This is a genomic window from Phocaeicola plebeius DSM 17135 (assembly GCF_000187895.1).
Lineage (GTDB): Bacteria > Bacteroidota > Bacteroidia > Bacteroidales > Bacteroidaceae > Phocaeicola > Phocaeicola plebeius.
The window spans coordinates 1-11,795 of sequence record NZ_DS990126.1 but is presented as its reverse complement, the minus strand read 5'-3'; the positions used below and the strand labels follow the sequence as shown (position 1 = coordinate 11,795).

General features: G+C 44.2%; 8 protein-coding genes and 2 rRNA genes. 2 read left to right on the top strand and 8 right to left on the bottom strand.

The genetic code is table 11. The features are described 5' to 3' along the window. Positions 1 to 111: 111 nt before the first annotated feature. Complete coding sequence (locus tag BACPLE_RS06700) at positions 112 to 723, top strand: polysaccharide deacetylase family protein (protein ID WP_007560144.1); 612 nt, start codon at positions 112 to 114, stop codon at positions 721 to 723. A 67-nt stretch (positions 724 to 790) separates the two neighbouring features. Here BACPLE_RS06700 and BACPLE_RS06695 read toward each other — a convergent pair whose 3' ends face one another. The 6 genes from BACPLE_RS06695 to BACPLE_RS06670 all read right to left on the bottom strand — a co-directional run bounded on the left by BACPLE_RS06695 (position 791) and on the right by BACPLE_RS06670 (position 6,768). Beyond that, a complete protein-coding gene (locus BACPLE_RS06695; protein WP_007560142.1) occupies positions 791 to 2,026 on the bottom strand; it encodes a DUF4861 domain-containing protein in 1,236 nt (411 codons plus the stop codon). 94 nt (positions 2,027 to 2,120) lie between these two features. Continuing rightward, positions 2,121 to 2,915: a gluconate 5-dehydrogenase gene (locus BACPLE_RS06690; RefSeq protein ID WP_007560139.1), complete on the bottom strand. Its 795-nt coding sequence runs from the start codon at positions 2,913 to 2,915 to the stop codon at positions 2,121 to 2,123. A 216-nt stretch (positions 2,916 to 3,131) separates the two neighbouring features. Continuing rightward, positions 3,132 to 4,547: a D-alanyl-D-alanine carboxypeptidase/D-alanyl-D-alanine endopeptidase gene (gene dacB, locus BACPLE_RS06685; RefSeq protein WP_007560137.1), complete on the bottom strand. Its 1,416-nt coding sequence runs from the start codon at positions 4,545 to 4,547 to the stop codon at positions 3,132 to 3,134. Between the two features lie 13 nt (positions 4,548 to 4,560). After that, positions 4,561 to 5,901 carry a dihydrolipoyl dehydrogenase gene (gene lpdA / locus BACPLE_RS06680; RefSeq protein ID WP_007560135.1) on the bottom strand — a complete coding sequence of 447 codons (1,341 nt, stop codon included), beginning with the start codon at positions 5,899 to 5,901 and terminating at the stop codon, positions 4,561 to 4,563. A 24-nt stretch (positions 5,902 to 5,925) separates the two neighbouring features. After that, complete coding sequence (locus BACPLE_RS06675; protein WP_007560133.1) at positions 5,926 to 6,318, bottom strand: hypothetical protein; 393 nt, start codon at positions 6,316 to 6,318, stop codon at positions 5,926 to 5,928. 27 nt (positions 6,319 to 6,345) lie between these two features. Next, entirely contained in the window at positions 6,346 to 6,768 is a 423-nt protein-coding gene (locus BACPLE_RS06670) for a PH domain-containing protein (RefSeq protein ID WP_040312587.1), read from the bottom strand. 177 nt (positions 6,769 to 6,945) lie between these two features. Between BACPLE_RS06670 and nadB the strand changes: the two genes are divergently transcribed. Beyond that, the gene (nadB, locus tag BACPLE_RS06665) at positions 6,946 to 8,532 is read left to right on the top strand and encodes an L-aspartate oxidase (RefSeq protein ID WP_007560129.1); all 1,587 of its coding nucleotides are present in this window, start codon (positions 6,946 to 6,948) and stop codon (positions 8,530 to 8,532) included. A gap of 417 nt (positions 8,533 to 8,949) precedes the next feature. Here the strand turns inward: nadB and rrf are convergent. Beyond that, positions 8,950 to 9,058: ribosomal RNA gene (gene rrf, locus BACPLE_RS06650) — 5S ribosomal RNA — on the bottom strand. Between the two features lie 106 nt (positions 9,059 to 9,164). Beyond that, positions 9,165 to 11,795: ribosomal RNA gene (locus tag BACPLE_RS06645) — 23S ribosomal RNA — on the bottom strand; the annotation flags it as partial.

Genomic DNA, 11,795 nt, shown 5'->3' with positions numbered 1-11,795 from the left:
AGAATGTCATTCTGAATACCACAGAGAATATTACCACCTTTGCCGGTTCAGAATGACATTCTTTCTTTTAATTCTTTCTGCAAAACAAACCTCTTAAAAACGACGAAAAACATGTTCATAGAACAACCTCCACAATTTATCCGTCTGCTTTATCCAAAAGCTTTCTGGCGCATGGATAAAACAGAAAGAGCCGTCTACCTCACTTTTGATGACGGCCCCATACCTGAGGTAACTCCCTGGATACTTGATTTACTGGACAAATATGGAATTAAAGCTACCTTCTTCATGGTGGGCGATAATGTAAGGAAGCATCCCAAAGAATTCCAGATGGTAGTGGAACGCGGACACCGTATCGGGAATCATACTTTTAACCATATACGAGGATTCGAATTTTTAAGTCAAAATTACCTGGCCAATACCGATAAGGCCAACGCTTATTTGCAGACCAACTTATTTCGTCCTCCTCACGGACACATGCGGTGGATGCAATACCATGTGTTGAAAAAGAAATACCAGATTGTGATGTGGGATTTGGTTACGCGAGACTACAGCAAGCGGCTCAATGGTCCGCAAGTATTTGAGAAGGTAAAGAAATATGCCCGGAACGGTTCTATCATCACGTTCCATGACTCCCTGAAATCGGAAGAAAACCTTAAATATGCTCTTCCCCGCTCCATTGAGTGGCTGCTAAAGGAAGGATATGAATTCAAGGTCTTTCCCTAAGAAACAGAAAGGCGCAAAGCAAATCCTTGTATCTGCTTTGCGCCTTTTTTATAATTATAGGTATATATTATTTCTGAATGGTAACCACCAGCGGATTACGTACCTTTTCAGCATAATCCTTCAAATAATTTGTCCAGTCTTCTGCTTTCTCAAAGCCATATTTGCTCCAGCCTGAACCCCAATAATATACAAAATCATTACCCGGTTCATACGTAGAAATACCTAATACATGACCCAATGCATCTCCTACCGGTTTTTCAAATAACTGTGTAGTAGTCTGTACCGAAGCAGGGAATACCGCTCCTACATATACAATACCGTTACCAGCCTGAGCATTTGTGGTGGGGTCCGCATAAGAGATATATCCTTTAGCTGCATCATACGCATATCCTTCAGGATTTGCTGCATGAAGCACCAACCCTGCTGCTACCGGAGTAGCCTGTGTCAGATATTCGTATGAAACCGTAGTCTTGTTCAGCTGAGAGCCTTTATCAAGCTGTATGATACGAGTTTCTACCACATTTGAATCGTTCTTTACCACCAAAGGGTTGAATACCAGTTTCACGGTAAAACGCAAAGGCCCGTTATCCAAAATCTCATAATCTTTGTAACAATAAGGATATACAATCGCAGAATCCGGCATCAAGGCTGCAGTACCACCTCCCAAAGTAGGGCCAACCGCATAGCAGTCCATTCCGTTTCCATGGTCAATATGATAAGAGATAGCACGCGACAAGCTGTCTGCCTCCTCTTTCTTTCCAGCTTCTCTCAACGCTTTGATTTCCGCACGTGAGGCAGAATCCAGCTCCATTGCATAACGGTCTTCTACGACGAGTTCTTCTACACTCTTTGTAAAGACATCATATCCATAGGCTCTTTCTCCGCTCTTCTGCAATGCCGGACCGTATGCACGATAAGCCGCACGGTCATTCTCCCACGCAATGTCATCCAGACGTTCCGGATAGCAACGGCCATACACTACTGCATTAACCATTGAAGGAGTTCCTTGCTGTACTGTATAATTCACTGAAGCGTTTGAAGCGATAGACACAGGAAATATCACCTTCTCATCGTATGTCAACTGATAAGGAACCTCCTGAGCTTTCTCATCATAGATTACAAACTGCGCAGTGTCAGAAAGATTTAACTGCGTATAAATATCGTTTACGGGAATTTCCACCATTTCCCCTGTACGTTCTATAGCCAAGGGATTGGCAATTGTCACAGTGACAGATTCTGATTTACTACATCCGGTCCACAATACAGTGGCACAAGCAGCGGCAGCAAACAAAGTCTTTCTCATAATATTATCTTTAGCTATTTACCAAAAAGTCATTCTGAGAAAGTCCATACATACTTCCCCAGAATGACATTCTATCTACAAAATAAATATTAACTTATTTAGGTTGTTTACCGATATAAGCCAAAATACCACCGTCCACATACAATACGTGACCGTTTACAAAGTTAGATGCGTCAGAAGCCAAGAATACAGCAGGACCCATCAAATCTTCCGGAGTTCCCCAACGAGCAGCCGGAGTTTTAGCCACGATAAATGCATCGAACGGATGACGAGAACCATCAGCCTGACGTTCACGCAAAGGAGCTGTCTGAGGAGTAGCGATGTAACCCGGACCGATACCATTACACTGAATATTGAATTCACCATATTCAGAAGCAATGTTACGAGTCAACATTTTCAAACCACCCTTTGCAGCTGCGTATGCAGAAACAGTTTCACGGCCCAATTCACTCATCATAGAACAGATGTTGATAATCTTTCCGTGACCTTTCTTAATCATGCTAGGAATAACAGCTTTTGAAACGATAAACGGTGCGTTCAAATCCACATCAATAACCTGACGGAACTGGTCTGCTGACATCTCACACATCGGAATACGTTTGATGATACCTGCATTGTTTACCAGAATATCAATTACACCTACTTCTTTTTCTACCTGTGCTACGAGTGCATTTACGGCTTCTTCATTGGTTACGTCGCATACATAACCATGTGCATTGATTCCTTCTTCTTTGTATGCAGCCAAACCTTTGTCAACCAATTCCTGTTTAATGTCGTTAAACACGATAGTTGCACCAGCTTTAGCAAAGGCTGTAGCAATAGCAAAACCAATACCGTAAGAAGCACCTGTTACAAGGGCTACCTTACCTTCAAGTGAAAAGTTTACCATAATAATTATAAATTTTAAAATCTTCCGTTGCTCCCCGAAAAACAGAGAACAACTTTATGTTATTGTTTAAAGTTCTTTCTCTCTACGCAGACAAAAATACAAAAGTTAGTCGAAATCCAGGTACAATATTTGTTCACAAAACCTATAAAATTGTGCTACTTCTTGTGTATTTATTGATTTTTTCTACTAAAAATACGTTTCATCGTACTTTCTTACTCAATTCATACGTATCAATAACTCACAAATTTTATCCTGTAGTTTACGAGCCTGACGAGCCTTCAGTATATTCTGATTAATGATAACAAAAGAAATTTTGTGCCCGTTCACGGATGTCAAATAACCAGCCAACGAACTAATTCCTGTAACAGTTCCTGTTTTTGCCCTTACATTACGGAATGCTTTCCCCGTACGCATTCTACCTTGAAGTGTACCGTCTACTCCTGCTACAGGCAGACAATCATAGAAAACCCGAAATAAGGATGGATGACGATAAGCATAATTTAAGTAAGCCAAAACGAGACGCGGAGATACATAATTATACAAAGAAACACCGCTCCCGTCTACAATCTGATAATTCTCAGAATCGTATCCCAATGTATTTCGCATAAATCCTTCCACTACTCCCTGACAATCCTTAAAAGAAATATGCGAAGTATGCTTTCCATTCATACATCCTAACTGACGGAACAAAGCCTCTGCAGAAAGATTGTCACTTTCTTTTAAAGCACGCTTCAATACAGCTTCTACCGGACGACGACAAGTATAAATCCATTGTACTGTATCGGGAGTTGTCAAAAAGAAGATACTATCTTTCGATACGGACAATCCTTCTTTCTTAAGCTTGTAACAAAACGTATCCATAAAGAACCGCTTGGAATCATACAGATTCAGCGTACGCTTACGAACAGAAGAAACACTGCCGGAAACATCTATCGTATTGCCGTTTGTGAGCCAGTCACGCGTTATTTTCAGTTTTCCAGCTTCGGGATGCAGACTTATAGAACGATTATTCAACTGATAATAATCCGATTCTGGAGTAATTTCCACTACGCCAGCTTTCCCTTTAGAAGAAGGAGAAACCTTAATATCCACACATCCTCTGTTCAGCATAAGCGGTGAAAGATAAGGCTGGAAAGCTTCTGGAGTATCATCCCATGACCAGCCCTCTCCCCAGTATATGGAATCCATCAAAGAAACATCACCCACGAGTTTTCCGGAAATAGCTTGTATGCCCGCCTCTTTCACGGCTCTAACCAGAAAGTCCATATCCAACTCCATAAACTCCGGATCAAAGTCTCCTTTTACGTACAGATTTCCTTTCAATATCCCTTTTTCCACCACACCATCGTATGAAAGTGTAGTCTGAAACTGAAAATCCTTTCCTAATACATCCAAAGCCGTTACTGCAGTAATCACTTTCTCAATAGAAGCCGGCCGGTACAACTTGTCTGCCTGATAGCTATAAAGCTCCTTGCCTGCAGTTAAATCATGAACCACAATACCTACTTCCGAGGTTTTCAACAAGGGGTCGGTAGATATTAACTTGTTTAACTCATCTGTTAATAACGTCTGGGCATGAAGAAAACCGGCCCAAAGAAATAAAAAAAATAATACTCCGCTTATCCGTTTCATTCAACACTTCAATTTATAACTCGCGAAAGATTTCGCCTACCGTAGGATGTGGAAAGACATACTTTTTCCAGTCCGAAAGTTTACGTCTGTCTTCTATCATCATTCCTGCCTGAATAATTAATTCAGAAGCCGGATTTCCCAGCAAATGTACTCCTAAAATCTCTTCATCTTCTCCTACCAATACCTTGCAGACTCCATTCACACCTTCATTTTCAGCCACAAAACGACCTGAATAAGCTGCGGGCAAGCTTATTACACGATAAGCACGGCCTTCACGTGTAAGCGCTTCTTCCGTACAACCGACAGAAGCAATTTCCGGATTGGTATAAACAACTCCCGGTATGGCACGATAGCTCATGGCATCTGTTTTTCCTAAAATATGATGAACTGCCACCTCTGCTTCACGTACAGCCGTATGAGCCAGCAAAGATACTCCATTCAAATCACCACACACATATACTCCCGGCACAGAAGATTGCAAATGTTCATCTACTTTCACCATTCCACACGCCGTAAGTTCCAGATTCAGGTTTTCCAATCCGAATCCGTTCATTACCGGCCGGCGTCCTACGCTCATCAACAGTTTTTCGGCACAAACGGTATTTTTTTCTTCTCCGCAAGTATATTCTATTTCTATTCCGTCTTCCTTCTGTGTCACTCCGGTTACTTTCGTATTCAGTAAGAACTTCACTCCTCTCTTGGCATAATCTGCCCGTAGAAGACCTGACAACTCCTTGTCCATTCCTCCTAAGATTTCATCCATCATTTCCACAACCGTTACTTTTACTCCTAAACTGTGGAAGAATGAAGCAAATTCCATACCGATAACTCCCCCTCCTACAATGACCAAAGAAGAAGGAATTTCTTTATTATCCAGTGCCTCCCGATGTGTCCAGTAGTTCACCGAATCAAGCCCTGCCACAGGAGGAATAAAAGTCGCACTGCCTGTACATACTATCATCTGTTCACACTCATACAACTCCTCACCACAACGAACTGTATGTGTATCCTGGATATAAGCCTCCCCATGCACCAAAGTGACCTTCTGTGCCGTAAGCTTTGCCTTGATACCCAGTACCAATTTTCTGACCACTTTTGTTTTCCGAGCTACAATCTTTCCTAAATCGGCTGAAACCTCTTTCACGTTGACACCGTATTTCGATGCATGCAAAGCCGTATCGTGTACTTTCGCCGCATACAGCAAGGTCTTTGTGGGAATACATCCCTCATTCAGACAAACTCCGCCCACGTTGTTCTTTTCAAACAAAACTACACTCAGTCCTCCTTTTCCGGCCATCTCAGCAGCTGTATATCCAGCCGGGCCACCACCAATTATAGCTAATTGATACTTCATAATCCATTCAAGTTTTAGAAATGATTATTCTTCACGATAGTCTGCATGAGGATTGCGTTCTTTCGCACAAGCCACAAATCCTTTTAAATCGGCCGGGTCAAAATTAATGAACCCTTTCGTATAATATATGGTAATTCTTCCTTTCAGCAACGAATCTTTCTTACGCAATGCAATCCGTCTTACTCCATACGCCTTGATACTTCCACTAAAACCTCTTTTCAACCAAATATCCCCGTTTTCCTGTACCTGAATACGCGTCATCTGCTCATCAATCAACAATAAAACGGGAAGCACAATCGGCATCAAATTCCAATAGTTTTCTGTATGCAACGCCATCAGCACAATGGCTACAATCACAATAATGACTCCTAACCACACTTTAAAAGGAGTTCTGCGGATTTTAAACTCACGTACCATAGTATTTTTATCAGTTAATTATTTGTCTCAATCATAAAATTGAATTACCTCGTTCTTTTTCAACAAGCAACGGATAAAATCTTCCTGATTCTTAGGAGAGAGAGAAATGGAGCGAACCTTTCCATGTTTTTTAAAAACGACTTCTAGCCGCTCGAACGACAAAGCAGGTTGCCAGAAAGCCATCGAACGGACTTTCCGTATACGAAGAATCTGATCTATTTCAAGTGATGCATTGGGGATAAACCGTCCGGTCTCTACTTTTAGCCAGCCATCTTCTGTAATTACATACTGCGTATGAATCAGCATCTCGATTTCAAAAATCACCACAGTTGCACACAGAATTGTACACAGCAGATAATGTTCCCAGAAAAAAAAGAATAACAACACAGAAGTTATTCCTATCACTATCCAATACCACCAACCAACTTTTGATTGAAAAGTACGATTCATTGTCTGATTTTTTGATTTAATTTCCCGTGAAGATAAGAAATTCTGCTTGAAAACAAAACATCTCCAACGCATCTTTAAGTATTTTAAAAATCAATCTACAGAGACACACAAAAAAGAATGCTTTTGAGCATCATATAACTGACTTTTTTGTAGTTTTGCGTTATAATACCCAATCTTATGATAAGAAAATTCGATTTTCTCGTTATCGGTTCAGGAATTGCCGGAATGAGCTTTGCGCTGAAAGTGGCGCATAAGGGTTCGGTTGCACTGATCTGCAAGGCCGGACTGGAAGAAGCGAACACCTACTATGCACAGGGAGGCATCGCTTCAGTAACCAACCTGAAGGTGGATAATTTCGAAAAACATATCCACGACACCATGGTTGCAGGAGACTGGATCAGCGATCCTGCCGCTGTAGAAAAGGTTATCTGCAATGCGCCTTCTCAAATAGAAGAGTTAATTAAATGGGGAGTAAACTTTGACAAGAAAGACAACGGAGAGTTCGACCTGCACAAGGAAGGCGGACATTCTGAATTCCGTATTCTCCATCATAAAGACAATACTGGTGCTGAAATACAGACCAGCCTGATAGAAGAAGTAAAACGTCATCCCAATATCACCGTCTTCAGTAATTTCTATGCGGTAGAAATCATCACCCAGCACCATTTGGGAATTATCGTTACGCGTCACACGCCGGGAATCAAATGCTTTGGTGCTTATGTGCTGAATGAAAAAACAGGTGAAGTAGATACATTCCTTTCTAAAATTACCGTCATGGCCACTGGAGGATGTGAAGCGGTTTACACTCATACGACCAATCCATTGGTTGCTACAGGCGACGGTATTGCTATGGTATATCGCGCCAAAGGAGTTGTCAAAGACATGGAGTTTATACAATTCCACCCTACTGCCTTGTATCATCCGGGCGACCGTCCCAGCTTCCTTATCACAGAAGCTATGCGAGGATACGGAGGTGTACTGAGAAACTTGTCGGGTGAAGAATTCATGCAGAAATACGACCCGCGCCTCTCATTGGCTCCTCGTGACATCGTGGCACGTGCCATAGACAATGAAATGAAACAACGTGGTGAAGACCATGTATACCTGGATGTAACGCATAAAGATCCGGAAGAAACAAAGAAACATTTCCCCAATATTTATAAAAAGTGCCTGAGCCTGGGAATTGATATTACGAAAGACTATATCCCGGTAGCACCAGCTGCACATTATTTGTGTGGAGGTATCAAGGTCGATTTGGACGGACAATCCAGCATCAAGCGCCTGTATGCTTTGGGAGAATGTTCTTGCACAGGATTGCATGGAGGTAACCGTCTTGCATCCAATTCACTGATAGAAGCCATTGTTTATGCGGATTCTGCCGCTAAACACGCACTCAGTGTACTCGACCGTTACGATTTCAACGAAGATATTCCGGAATGGAATGAAGAAGGCACTATCAGCAACGAAGAACGAATTCTGATTACACAAAGTATGAAAGAAGTCAATCAGATTATGGAGTCGTATGTAGGTATTGTACGAAGCAACCTCCGTCTGGTGCGTGCATGGAACCGTCTGGATATTCTCTATGAAGAAACAGAACGCCTGTTTAAACGTGTAAAGGCTTCCAGAGAGATTTGCGAGCTCCGTAACATGATTAATGTAGGTTACCTGATCACTCGCCAGGCAATGGAAAGAAAAGAGAGCAGAGGGCTTCATTACACGATTGACTATCCTCATCCAAGCAAAGACAATACAGAGAAATAAAATTTCTAATTAATATTTTCACAGGCCGGGGTAAATACTCCGGCTTTTTTTATGTTCTCCTCTGAAAATTCTACTCTAAACACAACATTCCAAAATAGCCCCTCTTCCAAAGGGATTTTCGTGCGTTCTGAGCGCATCCAGAGCTTCCGATAAAGAATGATTCTCCTTTTCGGAGAAAACGCCTCCAGGCGCATTTCTGAAAGCCGTCCGGGTGAGCGGTAAGGAAACAAAGGATAGCAAGGGGAGAAAGAAAGAAAGAAAGAAAGAAAGAAAGAAAGGAAGGAAAGGAAAGAAAGAAACCGTCAGCAGAGGGAGGAGGCCTGCTGCGGAAGGAGCGGAAACGGACGCAGTCACAGACGCACGGACAGTACGGACACAAAAAAACCCTGAAGTATCTCTACCTCAGGGTCTCTGTTAAGACGGCGACTACCTACTCTCCCACTTGCGCAGTACCATCGGCGTGACGAAGCTTAACTTCTCTGTTCGGAATGGGAAGAGGTGGAACCTTCGTGCAATAGTCACCTGAATATCATTTATGTATTCATGACTCACAAGCAAGCAATTTCAGCACTTCTTTCATGCTAAACGTATATATCATCCTTCCGATGAATTTTCCATCCGCTCCGCGCGGATAAGGAAAGCTGACGGGCAATTAGTAATGCTCGGCTTTGCTGTCTCCAGCTTTACACCTGCATCCTATCAACGTTGTCGTCTTCAACGACCCTGAGAAATCTAATCTTGTGGCCGGCTTCGCACTTAGATGCTTTCAGCGCTTATCCGATCCCGACTTAGATACCCGGCGATGCGCCTGGCGGCACAACCGGTAAACCAGAGGTCGGTCCAACACGGTCCTCTCGTACTAGTGTCAGAGCCACGCAAATTTCATACGCCCACGATAGATAGAGACCGAACTGTCTCACGACGTTCTGAACCCAGCTCGCGTGCCACTTTAATGGGCGAACAGCCCAACCCTTGGGACCTTCTCCAGCCCCAGGATGTGACGAGCCGACATCGAGGTGCCAAACCACTCCGTCGATATGAGCTCTTGGGAGGGATCAGCCTGTTATCCCCGGAGTACCTTTTATCCTTTGAGCGATGTCCCTTCCATACGGAAACACCGGATCACTATGCTCTAGTTTCCTACCTGCTCGACTTGTCTGTCTCCCAGTCAAGCGCCCTTATGCCATTACACTCTGCGGACGGTTACCGATCGTCCTGAGGGCACCTTTAGAAGCCTCCGTTACGCTTTTGGAGGCGACCACCCCAGTCAAACTACCCACCAAGCAATGTCCTTCAACCCGAAGTTAGAACTCAAACAAACGAAGGGTCGTATTTCAACAGCGGCTCCACAAACACTGGCGTGCCTGCTTCAAAGCCTCCGACCTATCCTACACATCGCGTGCCCAAATTCAATGCTAAGCTATAGTAAAGGTTCACGGGGTCTTTTCGTCCCATCGCGGGTAATCGGCATCTTCACCGATACTACAATTTCACTGAGCTCACGGTTGAGACAGCGTCCGGATCATTACACCATTCGTGCAGGTCGGAACTTACCCGACAAGGAATTTCGCTACCTTAGGACCGTTATAGTTACGGCCGCCGTTTACTGGGGCTTCAATTCAATGCTTCTCTTGCGATGACATCTCCTCTTAACCTTCCAGCACCGGGCAGGTGTCAGGCTGTATACGTCTACTTTCATATTAGCACAGCCCTGTGTTTTTGTTAAACAGTTGCCTGGACCTATTCTCTGCGCCCTCCCATTTCTGGGTAGGGACCCTTTATCCCGAAGTTACAGGGTCAGTTTGCCTAGTTCCTTAACCGTGATTCACTCAAGCGCCTTAGTATATTCAACCCGACTACGTGTGTCCGTTTGCGGTACGGGTACCTCTGAAGTTATGTTTAGCGGATTTTCTCGGCAGTCTGCTTACCCGCACTATTGGATTGTCCCGAAGGACGTTCCATACTGTCAAGTTCGACTCTTTCCGTGGATTTGCCTGCGGAAATCTACGTCTACACTCTTTAACCGGCTATTCCGTCAGCCGGCGGCGGTGTCACTGCTGCGTCCCCACGTCACCCTCAAAGGTAGTAACGGAATATTAACCGTTTCTGCCATCGGTCTCGCCGTTCGGCTGAACCTTAGGACCCGACTTACCCTGATCCGATTAGCGTTGATCAGGAAACCTTAGTCTTTCGGCGAGGGGGTTTCTCACCCCCTTTATCGTTACTTATACCTACATTTGCTTTTCCATACGCTCCAGAATGGCTCACGCCACGCCTTCAACGCTGAATGGAATGCTCCCCTACCAATCATTGCTGATTCTATAGCTTCGGCAGACAACTTGATACCCGATTATTATCCACGCCCGATTCCTCGACTAGTGAGCTGTTACGCACTCTTTAAATGAATGGCTGCTTCCAAGCCAACATCCTAGCTGTCTTAGCAATCAGACTTCGTTAGTTTAACTTAGCTGTCATTTCGGGGCCTTAGCTGATAGTCCGGATTCTTCTCCTCTCGGGCACGGACCTTAGCACCCATGCCCTCACTCCCGCGGTAAAACTGATGCGCATTCGGAGTTTGTCAGGACTTGATAGGCGGTGAAGCCCTCGCATCCAATCAGTCGCTCTACCTCACATCAGTAACCCGCGAGGCTGCACCTAAATGCATTTCGGGGAGTACGAGCTATCTCCAAGTTTGATTAGCCTTTCACCCCTACCCTCAGCTCATCCAGAAGCTTTTCAACGCTTATTGGTGCGGACCTCCATCTGGTGTTACCCAGACTTCATCCTGGCCAAGGGTAGATCACTTGGTTTCGCGTCTACCGCATCTGACTTGACGCCCTGTTCAGACTCGCTTTCGCTTCGGCTGCAGGTCTCGTGACCCTTAACCTTGCCAAATACGGTAACTCGTAGGTTCATTATGCAAAAGGCACGCCGTCACACTTTCGTGCTCCGACCGCTTGTAGGCGCACGGTTTCAGGTACTGTTTCACTCTTCTGTTCGAAGTGCTTTTCACCTTTCCCTCACGGTACTGGTTCGCTATCGGTCTCTCGGGAGTATTTAGCCTTACCGGATGGTCCCGGCAGATTCACGCAGAATTCCTCGTGTTCCGCGCTACTCAGGATACCACTATGCTTCGTCTTGCTTCGAATACCGGACTGTCACCGTCTGTGGTCAGTCTTTCCAGGCTGTTCTTCTCACAAGATTTCTTGCAACGCCGTGGTCCTACAACCCCACACATGCCGTAACATGTGTGGTTTGGGCTG